14 protein-coding genes are annotated in these 15890 nt (G+C 64.2%); 5 read left to right on the top strand and 9 right to left on the bottom strand.

Going from position 1 to position 15890, the window contains the following annotated elements; genetic code table 11:
• Positions 1–167: 167 nt before the first annotated feature.
• Positions 168–320, top strand: a complete 153-nt coding sequence (locus Q8R73_RS16285; protein WP_305720577.1) for a hypothetical protein — start codon at positions 168–170, stop codon at positions 318–320.
• Between the two features lie 144 nt (positions 321–464).
• Here the strand turns inward: Q8R73_RS16285 and Q8R73_RS16280 are convergent, their stop codons facing one another.
• Both Q8R73_RS16280 and flhA read right to left on the bottom strand, forming a co-directional pair.
• The gene (locus Q8R73_RS16280; protein WP_305720576.1) at positions 465–665 is read right to left on the bottom strand and encodes a hypothetical protein; all 201 of its coding nucleotides are present in this window, start codon (positions 663–665) and stop codon (positions 465–467) included.
• 305 nt (positions 666–970) lie between these two features.
• Complete coding sequence (gene flhA / locus Q8R73_RS16275; protein WP_305720575.1) at positions 971–3205, bottom strand: flagellar biosynthesis protein FlhA; 2235 nt, start codon at positions 3203–3205, stop codon at positions 971–973.
• Positions 3206–3431: 226 nt separating this feature from the next.
• Here flhA and Q8R73_RS16270 point away from each other — a divergent pair, with 226 nt between their 5' ends.
• Positions 3432–4715 carry an MFS transporter gene (locus Q8R73_RS16270; protein WP_371126110.1) on the top strand — a complete coding sequence of 428 codons (1284 nt, stop codon included), beginning with the start codon at positions 3432–3434 and terminating at the stop codon, positions 4713–4715.
• Between the two features lie 6 nt (positions 4716–4721).
• Here Q8R73_RS16270 and Q8R73_RS16265 read toward each other — a convergent pair whose 3' ends face one another.
• Both Q8R73_RS16265 and Q8R73_RS16260 read right to left on the bottom strand, forming a co-directional pair.
• Positions 4722–5099 (bottom strand): rhodanese-like domain-containing protein, encoded by a 378-nt coding sequence (locus Q8R73_RS16265; RefSeq protein ID WP_305720574.1) that lies wholly within the window; start codon positions 5097–5099, stop codon positions 4722–4724.
• A gap of 117 nt (positions 5100–5216) precedes the next feature.
• Positions 5217–5618: a DUF4864 domain-containing protein gene (locus Q8R73_RS16260; protein ID WP_305720573.1), complete on the bottom strand. Its 402-nt coding sequence runs from the start codon at positions 5616–5618 to the stop codon at positions 5217–5219.
• A 152-nt stretch (positions 5619–5770) separates the two neighbouring features.
• Here Q8R73_RS16260 and Q8R73_RS16255 point away from each other — a divergent pair, with 152 nt between their 5' ends.
• Positions 5771–7447, top strand: coding sequence for an NAD(P)/FAD-dependent oxidoreductase (locus Q8R73_RS16255; RefSeq protein WP_305720572.1), 1677 nt, complete (start codon positions 5771–5773; stop codon positions 7445–7447).
• A gap of 110 nt (positions 7448–7557) precedes the next feature.
• On the opposite strand, the gene Q8R73_RS16250 is transcribed toward Q8R73_RS16255, so the two are convergent.
• Complete coding sequence (locus tag Q8R73_RS16250; RefSeq protein ID WP_305720571.1) at positions 7558–9150, bottom strand: gamma-glutamyltransferase family protein; 1593 nt, start codon at positions 9148–9150, stop codon at positions 7558–7560.
• 58 nt (positions 9151–9208) lie between these two features.
• The gene (locus tag Q8R73_RS16245) at positions 9209–10801 is read right to left on the bottom strand and encodes a glycosyltransferase family 39 protein (protein ID WP_305720570.1); all 1593 of its coding nucleotides are present in this window, start codon (positions 10799–10801) and stop codon (positions 9209–9211) included.
• 134 nt (positions 10802–10935) lie between these two features.
• Here Q8R73_RS16245 and Q8R73_RS16240 point away from each other — a divergent pair, with 134 nt between their 5' ends.
• Complete coding sequence (locus Q8R73_RS16240; protein WP_305720569.1) at positions 10936–11709, top strand: enoyl-CoA hydratase-related protein; 774 nt, start codon at positions 10936–10938, stop codon at positions 11707–11709.
• A gap of 24 nt (positions 11710–11733) precedes the next feature.
• Here Q8R73_RS16240 and Q8R73_RS16235 read toward each other — a convergent pair whose 3' ends face one another.
• Positions 11734–12198, bottom strand: coding sequence for a GNAT family N-acetyltransferase (locus tag Q8R73_RS16235; RefSeq protein WP_305720568.1), 465 nt, complete (start codon positions 12196–12198; stop codon positions 11734–11736).
• A gap of 199 nt (positions 12199–12397) precedes the next feature.
• Between Q8R73_RS16235 and Q8R73_RS16230 the strand changes: the two genes are divergently transcribed.
• The gene (locus tag Q8R73_RS16230) at positions 12398–12871 is read left to right on the top strand and encodes a hypothetical protein (protein ID WP_305720567.1); all 474 of its coding nucleotides are present in this window, start codon (positions 12398–12400) and stop codon (positions 12869–12871) included.
• A 32-nt stretch (positions 12872–12903) separates the two neighbouring features.
• On the opposite strand, the gene Q8R73_RS16225 is transcribed toward Q8R73_RS16230, so the two are convergent.
• Positions 12904–13461 (bottom strand): GNAT family N-acetyltransferase, encoded by a 558-nt coding sequence (locus Q8R73_RS16225; RefSeq protein ID WP_305720566.1) that lies wholly within the window; start codon positions 13459–13461, stop codon positions 12904–12906.
• A 29-nt stretch (positions 13462–13490) separates the two neighbouring features.
• Entirely contained in the window at positions 13491–15848 is a 2358-nt protein-coding gene (locus tag Q8R73_RS16220; RefSeq protein ID WP_305720565.1) for an Orn/Lys/Arg decarboxylase N-terminal domain-containing protein, read from the bottom strand.
• Positions 15849–15890 lie beyond the last annotated feature (42 nt).

Genomic DNA, 15890 nt, shown 5'->3' with positions numbered 1-15890 from the left:
ACGCGACCGGTGCTTCAGTCGTATGACGCCGATACGGTGAACGAGGCGACCTATGCCGTGACGCTCGAGCCCGAAGGCGGTTCGCCGACCGGCGTCGCCCCCGGGCCCGTCGTGTTTACCGGCAAGCTGATCGAAGCCGTGCCGCCGGCACGGTAACCATCGGCGCCGTGTTTGAGAAGCGTGCCGGATTCCGCGACCGACAGGTCGCGCAGGGCGTGGAAATCGTGGCGTCGACGCCTCAGGAACTCGACGAGAGGGTCGCTGCCGAAATCCCGAAATGGTCGACCTTCGTCAAGAAGGTCGGCATCAAGATCGAATGACGGTGACACGGATGTCAAAAAAAGAAAACGCCCGTGGGGAGCGGGCGTTTTCGGTAGTCGACTTGGGGGTCGTTGGGGTCGTCTGATTATCCACGAGGCGACTTTGGGGGGCTGCTAAAGAGCCGCGTGAATTCCTGAATTTCGTTAGCGTACCTTCGTGGTCTCGGCACTGGTGATCGTCATCGGCTGGCCGGCCTTGATGACGCGCGCCGTCTGGGTATATCCGTCGTCCGACGTCATGCGGGCCGAGATGCCGAAACCCGCTACCGCGATCCCGGCAATGAGCGCCACGACCACGACCTTCAGATGGGTCGATCGATCGGCGCTGTAAATCGAATGGTTCATCGGTGGCCTCCTGCCGCCTTCCCTGTCTCGCGGATTGGTGTGCTGTGTCCGCCGACAGGTTCAACATCTCATGGCAAGAAACGTAGGTATTCGGCTTTTGGTTCCTAAGAGCCGATCACAAGGCAGTGAAAGGAGTTGAGATCCCGCGATCTGAACCCCGCGTGGAATCCGCTAAACAGGTATATCCAAGCAATTTCAGATATTTATAGACCTGCGGTTGCCGAGGCGGCGCGACGGCGTATTGCCGCAACTTCCGACAAATCCTTTGCCTGTGGCAGAAATGCCTGTCGCGTCTGCTTGCCCGGTCAGACGCTTCCAACCGTCTTCAGCCGCGCCCGGGGGTGGATTTCCGCCTGCGACAGCACGGTGGTCTGCGAGCGGAACCGTTCCACGAGTGAGCGCACGAACGGCCGGATCGCCGCCGAGGTCACCAGCACCGGCGCCTCGCCCTCGCGGGCGGCCTGTTCGAAGCGGTCGCGCACCGCGGTCATGAATTCCGACAGTTTCGACGGCTGCATCGCCAACTGGCGTTCATCGCCGGCGCCGACCAGCGATTCGGCGAACGCCTGCTCCCATTTCGCCGACAGCGCGATCAGCGGCAAATAGCCGTTGTGGGAGGTGTTTTGCGCACAGATTTGCCGCGCCAGCCGGGCGCGAACGTGCTCGACCATGGTCGCCGGGTTGCGCGAGAATGCCAGCGCGTCGGCGATGCCCTCGAGAATGGTCGAGAGATCGCGGATCGAGATCCGCTCGGCCAGCAACAATTGCAGCACGCGCTGGATGCCCGAGACGGTGACCAGGGCCGGCGTGATGTCCTTGACCAGTTCGCCCTGCTCCTTCGGCAGGTCCTTCAGCAGTTTCTGCACCTCGCCATAGGACAAGAGGTCCGACATGTTGGTCTTGAGCAATTCGGTGAGGTGGGTCGACAGCACGGTCGCGGCGTCGACCACGGTATAGCCCTTCAGCGAGGCTTCTTCCTTCAGGCTGGCGTCCACCCAGGTCGCCGGCAGGCCGAAGGTCGGCTCGATGGTGTGGATGCCCGGGATACCGACCTGGTTGCCGGCGGGGTCCATGACCATGAAACTGTTCGGCCAGATCTTGCCGGTGCCGGCATCCACTTCCTTGATCTTGATGATGTAGGTGTTGGCCTCCAGCTGCACATTGTCGAGAATCCGCACGGCGGGCATCACGAAACCCATTTCGACCGCGAGCGAGCGGCGCAGCGCCTTGATCTGATCGGTCAGGCGGTCGGTGCCGTCGGGGCCATTGACCAGCGGCAGCAGCGCGTAGCCCAGTTCGATCTTGAGATCGTCGATCTTCAGCGAATTGGCGATCGGCTCTTCCGCGCCGGCGGCCGCGGCGGCCGCGGCGGCATCCGGGGCGGCCGCAGCCACGGCTTCTGCTTCCGTATTGGCCTCATTGCGCTTGCGCGCCGTCACCGCCAGATAGGCCGCGCCGCCGCCGAGCGCGAGGAAGGGCAGCATCGGAATGCCCGGCAGCAGCGCCAGCACCAGCATCACGCCGGCCGACATGCCGAGCGCCTGCGGATAGCCGGAAAGCTGCTTCATCAGCGCCTTGTCGGCGGCGCCGCTGACGCCTGCCTTCGAAACCAGCAGGCCGGCCGCGGTGGACACGATCAGCGCCGGAATCTGGGTGACCAGGCCGTCGCCAACCGTCAGCAGCGTATAGGTACGTGCGGCGTCGCCGAAGCTCATGCCCTGCTGGGCCACGCCGATGATGATGCCGCCGATGACGTTGATGAAGACGACCAGCAGGCCCGCGACCGCGTCGCCGCGCACGAATTTGGAGGCGCCGTCCATGGCGCCGAAGAAGCCGCTTTCGTCCTCCAGATCCTTGCGGCGCTTCTTGGCCGTGGCCTCGTCGATCAGGCCGGCGCCGAGATCGGCGTCGATCGCCATCTGCTTGCCCGGCATGGCATCGAGGTGGAAGCGGGCGGCGACTTCCGCGATGCGTCCCGAACCCTTGGTGATGACCACAAAATTCACGATCACCAGGATCGCGAACACGATGATGCCGATGACGAAGTTGCCGCCCATCACGAAATTGCCGAAGGCCTCGATGACATGGCCGGCGGCCGCGGTTCCCTCATGGCCGTGCGACAGGATCAGGCGCGTGGACGCCATGTTCAGCGACAGCCGCAGCATGGTCGAGATCAGCAGGATGGTCGGGAACGAGGAGAATTCCAGCGGCGTCTGGATGAACAGCGCGGTCATCAGGATCAGGATCGACAGGATGATCGAGATCGCCAGAAAGAGATCGAGCACGATCGAAGGCAGCGGCATGATCAGCACGACGAGGATGATCAGGACGCCGAACGCCAGGGCGAGATCGCCGCGGGTCAGGATTCTGCCGATGTCGCCCAGACTGGGAAATCCGCCGCCTGTACCCGTGCCCTGACCCGCCGTGACGTCGACCATCGTAGCTGCTTCCCCCCGCGAATGCCGGCCGCGGGCGCCAAACGTCTGCGCGGCGGCCGAAGGGCCGCCGTTTCGAAAGTGAGGCACCGCTCTGGCGTCCACGGGGTTCTCCCGTTCTACGCGGCTGACGACACTCGACTCCACCTAGGCAATTCTTGCCGGGTGTATGGTTAGGAAAGGGTTAATGGGAGGAAACCAGCCGTCGTTCCGGGGCGCCGCGCCCGCGGCGACCCCGGAAACTCGAGATTCCGGGTTCGATGCTGACGCATCGCCCCGGAATGACGGCTCCCAGTCTGTTGCAGTGCATCTGCATGCCCAATATCGCGTCATGTGGCTTGACCCGGAACCCCGGGACGACGAAGTTGCCGCCGTGCACGCTCCCAACTCCACCCACGCAGATTCGCCCGCCTTCACCCCGGACTCGCGCCAGGCGTGGCTGCGGCTCGTGCTGGCGGTGCTGATCGGCTCCGTCGGCGCGGTCGGGATGTGGTCGGTCGTGGTGGTGATGCCGGTGGTCCAGCAGGAATTTGCGGCCAGCCGCGGCGCGGTTTCGCTTGCCGCCACCATGATCTTCTTCGGCTTCGGTGTCGGCGGCGTCATCATGGGCAAGATCACCGACCGGCTCGGCATCGTGCCGGCGATGGCCGTCAGCATCGCCTTCCTGACCGGTTCCTATGTGCTGGCGGGCCTGGCGACCGCGCTGTGGCAGTTCATCGTCATCTCCTTCCTGATGGGCCTCGGCACGTCGGCCACCTTCGCGCCGCTGATGGCGGAGGCCTCGCACTGGTTCGAGCGCTATCGCGGGCTGGCGGTGACCATCGTCGCTTCAGGCAATTATGTCGCGGGCACGTTCTGGCCGCCGCTGATCAACTGGAGCACGCAGGCCTATGGCTGGCGCGCCACCCATTTCGGTATCGGCATTGCCGTCGGCCTGTTGATGACGATCCTGGTGCTGGTGCTGCGCCGCGTCATGGGCGGCAGCGCGGCACAGGATCACACCAACGCGCTGCCGCCGCGGATCAATCTCAACCTGTCGGCCAATACGCTGACGGTGCTGCTGTGCATCGCCAGCATCTCCTGCTGCGTGGCGATGGCGATGCCGCAGGTGCACATCGTCGCCTATTGCGGCGACCTCGGCTACGGCGTTGCGCGCGGCGCCGAGATGCTGTCCTTGATGATGGCGTGCGGCATCATCAGCCGGATCGGCTCGGGCTATCTGGCCGACAGAATCGGCGGCATCCCGACGCTGCTGATCGGGTCGCTAGCGCAGGGCTTTGCCCTGCTGTTCTATCTGTTCTTCGACGGCCTGACCTCGCTCTACATCATCTCCGCGATGTTCGGCCTGTTCCAGGGCGGCATTGTGCCGAGCTACGCCATCATCGTCCGTGAATCGATGCCGGCCAGCGAGGCCGCCACCCGGGTCGGCATCGTGATCATGGCCTCGGTGCTCGGCATGTCCGGCGGCGGCTGGATTTCCGGCGTGATCTTCGACGCCACCGGCTCGTATGCCGCAGCGTTCCTCAACGGCGTCCTGTGGAACGGGCTCAATATCGTGATCGTAGTGGCCCTGCTGCTGCGGGCGCGCTCCCGCTCGCGGCTGGCGATGGCGTAACGGCAACTACCCCTTTTCGACCTCGCCGCCGGCGTCGAGCCAGCCCTTGAAGCCGCCGAGGTTGCGGACGTTTTCGTAGCCCATGTCCTTCAGGGTCTTGCCGACCAGCGCCGAGCGGCCGCCGGACGCACAGTAGGCCACCACGGTCTTGGCCCGGTCGAACGCCGCATCGTGCAGCGGGGACGCCGGATCGGCGCGAAATTCCACCAGGCCGCGCGGAATCGCCAGCGCCCCCGGCACCTTGCCCGATGTCGCGACCTCGGCCGGTTCGCGGACGTCGAGAAACAGCACGTCGGTCCGGCCGACCAGTCCCTTGGCTTCCTCGGGGCTGATACGCGGAACCGCGGCTTCGGCCTCGGCCAGCATCGCTTGTACTGTCTTCATTGCAATCTCCTCCGGAATCTGGACGCCGTTCTTCTGTTCGCTGCGAGTAAGGCGCAAAGCCCGCATCGTGGCAATGCCAAAAAGACTGACGCGAATGCCGGTCCGACACCGGTGGCGTCACACCGCCTGGCCTGCCTTCAGCAGCGTGCAGCCCGAGATCTTCAGGCTGCCGTCGGGCTGCCGCTCCAGCGTATAGAGCGCCTCCCACGGCACGCCCTCGGCATCGACGATGTGAGCGCGCAGCGCGATCCTGCCGTCGGCTGTGCGCGCCACGCCGAACTCGAAACTCCTGTGGCGATAGACCGGCGCATAGCTGCCGCGCACCATCGCCATAAAAGCGTCTTGCGGAAACATTTCCCGGATCGCGGGCGCGGCATGGGACCAGGCCGCCGCGGCGTCGTCGCGGCCGAACGCTTCGACCTGGGATCGGATGACTTTTTGCGCGGCGGCGACCTCGTCGGCGCGGGCAGGGGCGCCGACGCTGATCAGAAATGCGACGAGCAGGAGGAGGGCGCGCATCAGGGGCTCCGCTTGGCGGTTATCGTACCCCCAGATACGCGGCAGCCCAGCGCAAAGGTTCAGCCCATTTTGCCCGACCGGCCGATTGGTGTAGGGACGTATCTGGCGCTATGCTCGTCGATGTCCAGAACAAAATTCCGGAGCAGGGAATAATGGCGGGAGACAAGTCGCACTACGAGGTCATCGTCGTTGGCGCGGGTGTGGCCGGGATCTATCAGATCAAGCGCCTCGCCGACCTCGGCGTCGATGCCCTGGTGCTCGACGCCGCCCCCGATCTCGGCGGTACCTGGTACTGGAACCGGTATCCGGGAGCCCGCTTCGACTCGGAGAGCTACACCTACGGCTATTCGTTCTCGAAGGAGCTGCTCGACGAGTGGCACTGGAAGGAGCGGTTCTCCGGCCAGCCGGAAAACCTGCGCTATCTCAATCACGTCGCCGACAGGTTCGACCTGCGCAAGCACATGCGGTTCAACTGCAAGGTCGAGGCGGCGGAGTTCGACGAGGCCGATGATGTGTGGCGGCTGCGGATCGATGATGGCCGCGAACTGACCTGCCGCTTCGTCATCATGGCGGTCGGGCTGCTGTCGGCGCCGACGTTGCCGCGGTTCCCCGGAATGGACAGTTTCAGGGGCCGGTCGTTCCACACGTTCTACTGGCCGCATGAACCGGTCGAGATGGCGGGCAAGAAGGTTGCCGTCATCGGCACCGGCGCCACGGCCATTCAGATCATCGGCGAGATCGCCGACAAGGTCGGCGAACTCACGGTATTTCAGCGGCGGCCGAACTGGAGCGCGCCGCTCAACAACAGCCCGATCTCGGTTGAGGAGATGGCCGACATCCGATCGCGCTACGACGAGATCTTCGAGATCTGCGGTCGCACCCCCGGCGGCTTCGTGCACGAGCCCGACCGTCGCGGCTTCTTCGAGGTGACGCGCGAGGAACGGCTGGCGCTGTGGGACCGGCTCTACGACGAGCCCGGCTTCGGCATATGGTTGAGCAATTTCCGCGAGATCTTCACCGACCCGGCCGCCAACGCCGAATTCTCCGCCTACATCGCCGACCGGATCCGCCGCCGCGTCAACGACCCCGTGGTCGCTGAAAAATTGATTCCCAGGGATCACGGTTTCGGTGTGCAGCGGGTGCCGCTGGAGACGAATTACTTCGAAGCCTATAACCGGCCGAACGTGCACCTCGTCGATATCAGCGAGATGCCGATCGAGCGGATCACCGAAACCGGCCTGCGCACCGCCGCCGGAGACCGCGCGTTCGATATCATTGTCTACTCCACCGGTTTCGACGCCATCACCGGCGCTTACGATCAGATCGACATCCGCGGGGTCGGCGGCGAAAAACTGTCTGAAAAATGGAAGGACGGCCCGTCGACCTTCCTCGGCATGCTGGTGCACGGCTTTCCGAATTTGCTGATGCCGACCGGGCCGCAAAGCGGCTCGGCATCGACCAATTTTCCGCGCGGCATCGAGACCGGCGTCAACTGGTGCACCGCGCTACTCGAGCACATGTGGTCGCGTGGTTACACGCGGGCCGATGCCACGCGCGCGGCGCAGGAGCGCTGGACCGGCTACGTCGCCAAGATGTACGCGATCATGCTGCTGCGCAACGCCAAGGGCTGGTTCACCGGCTACAATTCCAACGTGCCCGGTCACGAGGAAGGCAAGGTCCGCCACGTCGTCTTCAATGGCGGTACCCCGAAATACGTCGCGGCGATCAATGATGTCGTTGCCAAGGACTATGAGGGGATCGTTTTCACGGGTGGTGAACGGGCCAAGGCGAGACCAAGGACCGCAAGCGCCGAGGCTAAGGCAGTCTGACCGAGACGTTCGTACTCAAACCGTTCAAGTGCTTTGCACATCATCGGAGCCAGTGCGCTTTATCTTCTCCCCTCCCCACCACGCGCAAGGGCGCGTGGGAGGAAGGGGAGTCACCCCTCCGCCACCGCATCGCCCCACGGCTGCGCGCTTTCCGTCGCGCCTGAGTTGGCGTCGCCGTCGCGCAGCACCACGCTCGGGCAGGCGAATTTCATCGGGAAGGTCTGCACCCGCGCTTCCTCGTAATCGAAGCCCGCGCGCAGCGCGTCGCGCACCGGCGCCGGCAGCCGCACGTCGCCGATCACGACCGCGCCTTCGCTGGCGTCGATGCGCGGGGTGTGGATCGCCGCATCGACGTCCATGCCGTAATCCATCACGAAGGACAGCAGCTGCGTCACCGCCGGCATGATCCGCCGTCCGCCGGAGGCGCCGAGCGCGAGCCTGCGGCCGTCGGCGGCCTGCGCCAGCACCGGGGTGTAGTTGGTGAGGCAGCGCTTGCCGGGCGCCAGCGCATTCGGCCCGCCCGGCGTCGGGTCGAACCACATGATGCCGTTGTTCATGGTGACGCCGCTCTGCGGCGTGACGAATTTCGAGCCGAATGTCGACAGCAGGGTCTGCGTCACCGCCGCCATGTTGCCCTCGCGGTCCACAGCCGAAAAATGCGTGGTGCAGGCCGGCGCCAGGTGTTCGGCGCCGAGCGCGCGCCGGCCATCGGCGTCGCCCATGTCCTGCAGCCGTTCGCGGTAGGCCGATTGCAGCGCCAGCGCATATTCCATGTAGGCCGCTGCATCCGGTCCGCCGCGGCCGGGCTGCAGCTTCTGCTGCAGCAGCCGCAACGTATGCGCCAGGGTCGGGCCGCAGGTCAGTTCCGGCGTCGCATAGACGTTGCCGCCGCGATAGGGAATCGCCAGCGCCTCGCGGCCATGGGCGCGGAAGGCGGCGAGGTCGTCGACATCGAGCGCGCCGCCGGCAGCCTGAATATCGCTGGCGATGCTGCGCGCGAGGTCGCCCTGGTAGAAATCGCGCGGGCCTTCGGCGGCGAGGTAGGACAGCGTCGCCTTCAGCCGGTCTTGCGGCAGCCGCACGCTGGATTTGATGCCCCACGGCGCGTTCGGCGGCAGGCCGTCCGTAAGATAGGCGGCGGCGCTGGCCGGATAACGCCTGAGATCGGCGGCCGAACTCGCGATCATCAGCGTGGTCCACCAGTCCACCAGCAGGCCTTCGCCGGCGAGTTCGATGCTGGGACCGAGCAATTCCGCCCAGGGCATTTTGGAGTGGCGGCGATGCGCTTCCTCCATGCCGGCGACCACGCCGGGCACCGCGACCGAGCCCGGACCATGCAAGTTGCGATCGTCCTTGACCCGCGGCCACGGGAAGATGTCCGAGGCCGCGCCGTCGCCGGTCAGCGGATAATCCTCGGGCCGCAGGCTGTTCGGCGCACACATGCCGTAGTCGATCACCTCGTAACGGTCCTCGCGGGCGCGGTAGAGCACCATCGCCCCGCCGCCGCCGATGCCGCTCATCCAGGGCTCCAGCACCCCGAGCGCGAAGGTGGTCGCGATCACCGCATCGACGCAGTCGCCGCCATCCGCCAGCACGGCGGCGCCGACCTCGGCAGCCCGGCGCGATTGCGAGGCGACGATGCCGCCTTTGGAGGTGACGGCGGGTTTGCGGATCTGCTGGTTGCTGGAGAATTGGTCTCGCATGTTGAGGGCCTCGTTTCCGGTTGATTGCGTCTCTTCGTGGACCGCTTGCGGCCAACTCTCAATTGGTAATATCGTAAATCAGGATGCGCGAGGACATGATATAGCCCGTCTCATGGCTTTCGGCTTCTTCATGCAAGGGCGTGCGCCGAAACAATTCCTCATAGACCCCCCTTTGCGCCTGTGCCGGGCCGGAAAGCGTTGCGAAGCGATCGAAATATCGCGCGAAATGGGCGCTCGAGACAACAAGGTGCGTGACGCCTTGATTGCGCAAATGCTCAAGAGAACTCATCAAGCCAAAATTGACCGCTAGCGATACCCTTTGTCTCAGTTCGGCCCTTGTCGGGTCAACAAGCACGCGTTGCGGCGTCGGAAGTCCCGCATAGAATTCGGCAGCTATCACCGCTGTCGGCGGCAGATTGTCCCTGATCCACGCCGCCGACCGATCGCGCGGATTGTTGACGAAGGAGGCGGCGGCAGCCGCGAACGGGCGAAGCGTCAAGACGCCGCCGCCAATGATGCCGGCGACCAGAATGGCCTTCCAGGCCGCGCGAGACGGCGGCAGCAGGGCAGCCGTCCATACCGCAGCCACGCAACATAGTGCGGCGGCTGGCAGGGCGTATCTTGCGAAGGAAACCGATGAAAGTTGCACCGCTGCCAGCCAGAGCAGCGGCAGGAATATCACGATACGATCCATCGCCCTGGCGTGATTATAGCTCAGCACCGCTCCCGCCAGAAAGGCCGCGATGATGGCGGGTGACGAATTATCCCAGAAATGCAGCAGGCTGCGGGGTGAGAGCGGACCCCATACGAGTCCTCCATGCCCCGTGCTGACGTGATCGATCTCGAACATGAACCCACGCGACAGGTTTGCCGGATTCAGGAGCGTCGTGCTGTTGACGAGGGAGAATACCAGAAAAATGCCCGCCAGACAGAGGCCGAAGCCGGCCCAACCGGCCCGCCTGTGTACAAGGAGGACGGCAGCAGGTATCAGCATGATCATGCCGATATATTTTGCAGAGCACGCCAGGCCGATGGTGAGGCCCAGCAAGCAAGCCCGGCTTCTTGTCGGCGACTCGTCGAAGTGCTGCAACCCGAGCATCGAAACCGCAATGCCCATGAGCAGAACACTGTCCTCCTTGTAGAAGTGGGCGTTGATGAAGACGCCTGGCATGATCGTCACGAGTGCGGCCGTCAGCAATCCGTAAAGCCACCCGAATCTTCTGAAGACGAGCACGCCGAAACCGATCGCCGCGATCGAAGCCGCGAGGGCCGAAGCGGTTCGCCCGGCGATGACCGCATCCCGGACGGAGTCGCCGGGCATCAGAAAATCCGTGATGGCTGCGATTCGAAGCAGCAACTGGGGATGATAGAAATTGTAGCGCCCCGTCTGAAGCTGCAATGCCTTTCCCGCTTCCTCGGCATGCCAGTAGATCGGGAAACCGTTCCCGAACAAATTAATGCTCAGGATCAGGAGAAAGAGCAGACCAAACAGCACCGGCGGCAGTGTCGCGCTGCCGAACGTTTTCTTTGCGCGGTCGCGAATTCCCTTGCTGCTCGGGCGCTCGCCGTCAATCCGGCCGGCATTGATCCGATCTTCGACACTGTTGTCGGACGCTTCGGTTGGCCGCCGGCTCCGCGTTGCGATTGTCATCGCCTTCTGCTTTCTTCACTTCGCCCTCCGTGTGGCGATCGGTCACCTGTGGCAACCGCGCGCGGGTGCGAGTTGGCGAACCTCGCCTTCAGTGTCAGAATGCACAAGATGTTTTTTGCGAGGGAGAGAGAAATATGGCCGGGGTGAAGCAAGCCAGGGACGGCGCCGTCGGCGTATTGACGTTGAACGAGCCGGCCAGCCTGAATGCCATGACGCCGGACCTGCTCGGCGGCCTCGCCGCCGCGATCGGCGAGATGGCGGATGATTCCGGCGTGCGGGCGCTGGTGCTGACCGGGGAGGGCCGCGGCTTCTGTTCCGGCCAGAACCTCAAGGCCTCGGAGGCCCTGGGCAGCGACATCGTCGCCGGCGTCATGAAATTCTACTGGCCGGCGTTCCGGGCGCTGCGCGAATGCCGGGTGCCGGTCGTGGTCGCGGTCAACGGCGTCGCGGCCGGCGGCGGCTTCAGCCTCGCGATGGCCGGCGACATCATCGTCGCGGCGCGCTCGGCGAGTTTCATCCAGGTGTTCAGCCGGATCGGGCTCGTGCCCGATCTCGGCTCGACCTGGCTGCTGCCGCGCCTGATCGGGCGCCAGCGCGCGCTCGAACTGATGCTGCTCAACGAGCCGCTTTCCGCCGAGCGTGCCCATGAATGGGGCCTGGTGCGGCAGGTGGTCGATGATGACCGTCTGCTCGGCGAGGCCATGCAACTGGCGCAGCGCCTCGCCGCCGGGCCGACCCGCGCACTGGTCGCCACCCGCGCCCTGCTGGAGGAGAGCGAACACGCAACCTATGCCGACCAATTCCGCCGCGAGATCGAGGTGCAGTCCGAAATCCGCCGCAGCGCGGATGCGCTGGAAGGCCGCAACGCCTTCGTGGAAAAGCGCGCGGCGCGGTTCAGCGGGCGGTAGTCTGGAAGCTGCCTTGGATGCGGTCTATGCCTCACGCAGCGGGATGCGCCGGGCCTGAAACCCGGTCTTGCTCTGCTCGAAACCGACGTCCTGATAAAACCTCAGCGTCGCCGGATTTTTCGAGCCGGTCAGCAGCATGACCTTGTAGCAATCGTGATGCCACGCGGCGGAAATCGCCGCTTTCAGGATCACCTTGCCGTATCCATGCTGGCTATGCCGCGCATCCGTCACGACGTTTTCGATGAGGCCATAGGGCGCCCCACCTCGCGTCAGGTTCGGAATGACGATCAGCGTGCACGTCGTAACGACGGCGTCATCCCGAAGGCCGAGAAAGATGGCGCTGCCCGGGTAGCGCAGGAATTGCGCCAGGATGTTGCTCGCAACCGCCGGAGATATGGTCTCGTCATCGGGATGAAGATGCTTGTAAAGCGCGAGCAGTGACGGAAGGTCATCCTGACCGGCGGTTCTGATCGTCAATTCCTGCGACATTTTCCTGCCGGCATCGGGGTCCAACCACCCCCTTGAAGCAACCTTCGCGAAGATCGGTCAACGCGAATGCGGTGCGTCCGAAAAGGGGCCGGCACCCAGCAGCCCGAGCTCATGCCGTATGATTTTGTTGCAAGTAATTCGCATTTGCAATACCGTTCCTCAACTGTCCACCCGCCGCCTCCAAAAAGGTCATGTCATCATGCGCTCGTTCCGTTCCTTATTCGTCATGGCGGCGCTTTGCGTCACCCCCATCGCCGCGCAGGCCGCCGGCAATCTGGCCGGCCAGGAACCGATCGTGGTCACGGTCGAACTCGGCAAGCCGGGCGAGCATGTCTTCGTGCCAAGCAAGCTGCGCTTCGAAACCGGCAAGCTCTACAAACTTGTGCTGAAGAACCCGAGCAACGATCCTCACTACTTCACCTCGCACGCCTTCAGCCAGATGATCTTCACCCGCAAGGTCCAGGTCACGCAGCTGCGCGACGGCAAGACCGTCAACCTCGCCGAGTTCAAGGGCGCGATGCGCGAGATCGAGGTTTATCCGGGGGCGTCGGCGGAATGGTGGTTCGTGCCGGTGGCGACCGGCAAGGTCACCGACCTGCGCTGCGGCATTTCCGGCAGCGACGGCAAGACCCACGCCGATCACGGCATGGTCGGCGAGATCGTGATCGAGTGAGGGGCGGGCAGGACTGCAGGAAGCCTCAAGGCTCAGCGACCCGGGTTTGATATCAGCGGAGGCTCGGTTGAGCCGGCGGCGAGGGAGCGTTGCACCATCACGGTATCGGCCCAGCGGCCGTATCGATAGGCGACGCCCGGAAGCAGCCCCACCCTGCGAAAACCAAAGCTCTCGTGGATGGCCAGCGATGCCGTGTTGTCGGTATCGATATAGCCGATCATCTGCCGGAAACCGGTGGCCGCGCAGGCATCGATGAGTTCATGCAGCAGCCGCCGCCCGACGCCGCGGCCGAGATGCTCGCGATGGACGTAGATCGAATGCTTGACGGCGTAGCGGTATGCCGGCCGTTTGCGAAACAGGACGACATAGGCGTAGCCCACCACCTCGCCGCCACAGGTGGCCACCAGATGCGGCAGACGATGGTTGCGCAGGTTCTTGCGCCGGTCGCGCAGATCCTCGGGTTCCGGGGTGCCGCTGTCGTCGACGCTCTCCTCGATCCCGCGGCGGATATGGTGCCGGTAGATCGCCAGCATCGCTTCGACATCGCCGTCGCGCGAGGCGCGAACGACCAGGGGCCGTTCGTTGGTCATGGCCGGATCATGCGGTTCCACCGGCCGGTTCATTCGGCGACAACATAAGTGTGCAACCGGATGCGACCGGACGCATCGACTTCCTTGTAGACCCCCTGAATCTCGACATCGAAGCCGGGGAACGTGTTGAAGCAGGTTTCGAACATCCTGAGATAGTCGATCATGGGCTGCGCCCTCGCGGTGAGCCGCTCGCCCGGCACGATCGTCGCGATGCCGGGCGGATAGACCACGAACGGCGTCGTGGCGATGCGGCCGGCGATCGCGTCGATCGGTTGATAGTCGACGTCGTTGCGGACCAGATAGCGCGCCGCATCGCGCGGCGACATCGCGATATCGGGTAGATGTTCTGCAAGGAATTGCTTCGCCTGCAGCATGCTCACGCCGGCGTTGCGGAAAAAACGATGCATGTCGGCGCAAAGATCGCGCAGCCGCACGCCGGCATAGCGCGCCGACCGGCGGTTATGGAACTCGGGAATGACCTCTTCCAGCGGCGCATTGTCATCGTGCAGCTTCTTGAAAGCTACGAGGCCGCTGATCAGGGTGCCGGCCTTGCTGGCCTCGACGCCGGGGGTGAGCAGAAACAACAGCGAGTTCAGGTCGTTCTTTTCCGCCACGATGCGGTTTTCGCGCAGATACTGCGCCACGACGGGAGCGGGGATGCCGTGTTCGGCATAGGCGCCCGTCGCAGGGTCGAATCCGGGCGTCAGGACCGTCAGCTTGTTGGGATCGGTCATGGCGAAGCCCGCTGTCAGACCCGGAAAGCCGTGCCAGAGGGAGTCCGGCGCGAGTTGCCAATAGGAAGGGTTGGTGGCGAGAAGGTCGGTGCTGATGCTCTCCCAGGCGACGTTGTGCACGGCGCCCTCGCGGGACACGTCCGGGATCGCCACGCGGTCCGGCACGAACGGCTCGAAGAACCAGCGGCGTTCCGGACGCGTCTCCTTGTCCTCGAATTCGCGCCGGACCGCGCGCAACTTCTTGCGCAGTTCGATTCCGAGGCGGATCGTGTCGTCCCACAGCACTTCGCCGGAGCGGCCTTTCATCATCTGGGCGCCGACATCCAGCGAGGCAAACAGCGGATAGAACGGCGAGGTCGACGCGTGCTGCATGAAGCTCTCGTTGAAGCGCCGATGTTCGATCCGGCGTTTCTGCCCCTTGATGTGGCGGTCCTTGATGTGGATTTGCGAGGCCTGCGAGAAGCTCGCCAGCTGCTTGTGGGTCGACTGTGTCGCGATGATGCCGGGCGCGTCGGGACCGAGATCCGACAGCCCCATGGCGAAACGTCCGGCATAGAGCGGATGGAACTTCATGAAGCCGGCCCAGGCTTCGTCGAACAGGATATAATCGCAGAGATGGCCGATTGCCTTGAGGATCATCTCGGCATTGTGAATGGTGCCGTCATAGGTGCACTGTTCGACGACGGCGACGCGGAACGGGCGCGGCTTGCGCCAGGTTTCGGGGTCCGTGACCAGCGGATGGTTGCGGATCTGCTCGCGCAAGACGGTTTCGTCGAGAGCGTCCCAGCGCATCGGGCCGATCAGACCCCAGGCATTGCGTACCGTCGGAATATAGACCGGAAGCCCGCCGGCCATCATCAGGGCGCCATGATGGGCCGCCTTGTGATTGTTTCGGTCGAACAACACGAGGTCACCATCGGTGACGAGTGCCCCCAGCACCACCTTGTTGGACGTCGAGGTGCCGTTGAGCACAAAATAGGTTTTTTCCGCGCCGAAGATTTTCGCCGCTTCCTTTTGCGCCTGCAGCGCCGGGCCTTCGTGGGTCAAGAGGTCGCCGAGGTCGAGAACCGAATTGTCGAGGTCGTCGCGGAAAATGGCTTCGCCGAGGTGCTCCACGAACACACGGCCGATCGGGCTGCGGCTATAGAACACGCCGCCATTATGGCCCGGGCAGGTCCACAACTGGTTGCCCTCTTCGGCATAGTCGACCAGCGCGCCGAAAAACGGAGTCTTCAGGGTCTCGGCATACTGCTTCAGGCGGCTGATCAGGTTCTTGGCAATGAACGGCGGCGTCTCTTCCGACAGGAAGACGTAGCCGTCGATGAAGTCGAGGACCTCGACCGGCAGGTCCTCGAACCTTTTGCGGCGGATCAGCAGGATGATCGGGAAGTCGAGGCCACGTCGACGCATCAGATTGATCAGGGCCGCGGTCTTGCCTTCCAGGCCCTTCTTGCCCCAGTCGACCACCATGCAGCCGATGGCTGCATCGGTCTGCACCGCGATCTCGGCATCCTCCAGCCGGCGTGCCCTCACGACTTCGAAGCCGGAGCGCTCGATCTCCGCGATGATCTGGTTGAAACGCAGCCCCTCGAGGTCGTCGGTATCGAAGACGGGTGCTGCGAACAGAAATGTGAAGCGCCGGAAGTAGTCCATCACGGTCCTCTAAATGTATGCTGGAACAAGCTGTTGGCGCAT

It is taken from the genome of Bradyrhizobium sp. (genome assembly GCF_030697065.1).
Taxonomy (GTDB): Bacteria; Pseudomonadota; Alphaproteobacteria; order Rhizobiales; family Xanthobacteraceae; genus Bradyrhizobium.
The sequence above is the reverse complement of the archived record's forward strand: the minus strand, read 5'-3'. Positions and strand labels throughout refer to the sequence as shown.

Coding starts and splice junctions, on each gene's coding strand:
- Q8R73_RS16280 (WP_305720576.1), bottom strand. CDS start 665: ATGAACCATTCGATTTACAGCGCCGATCGATCGACCCATCTGAAGGTC.
- Q8R73_RS16270 (WP_371126110.1), top strand. CDS start 3,432: ATGTGGCTTGACCCGGAACCCCGGGACGACGAAGTTGCCGCCGTGCAC.
- Q8R73_RS16265 (WP_305720574.1), bottom strand. CDS start 5,099: ATGAAGACAGTACAAGCGATGCTGGCCGAGGCCGAAGCCGCGGTTCCG.
- Q8R73_RS16260 (WP_305720573.1), bottom strand. CDS start 5,618: ATGCGCGCCCTCCTCCTGCTCGTCGCATTTCTGATCAGCGTCGGCGCC.
- Q8R73_RS16255 (WP_305720572.1), top strand. CDS start 5,771: ATGGCGGGAGACAAGTCGCACTACGAGGTCATCGTCGTTGGCGCGGGT.
- Q8R73_RS16250 (WP_305720571.1), bottom strand. CDS start 9,150: ATGCGAGACCAATTCTCCAGCAACCAGCAGATCCGCAAACCCGCCGTC.
- Q8R73_RS16245 (WP_305720570.1), bottom strand. CDS start 10,801: ATGACAATCGCAACGCGGAGCCGGCGGCCAACCGAAGCGTCCGACAAC.
- Q8R73_RS16240 (WP_305720569.1), top strand. CDS start 10,936: ATGGCCGGGGTGAAGCAAGCCAGGGACGGCGCCGTCGGCGTATTGACG.
- Q8R73_RS16235 (WP_305720568.1), bottom strand. CDS start 12,198: ATGTCGCAGGAATTGACGATCAGAACCGCCGGTCAGGATGACCTTCCG.
- Q8R73_RS16230 (WP_305720567.1), top strand. CDS start 12,398: ATGCGCTCGTTCCGTTCCTTATTCGTCATGGCGGCGCTTTGCGTCACC.
- Q8R73_RS16225 (WP_305720566.1), bottom strand. CDS start 13,461: ATGACCAACGAACGGCCCCTGGTCGTTCGCGCCTCGCGCGACGGCGAT.
- Q8R73_RS16220 (WP_305720565.1), bottom strand. CDS start 15,848: ATGGACTACTTCCGGCGCTTCACATTTCTGTTCGCAGCACCCGTCTTC.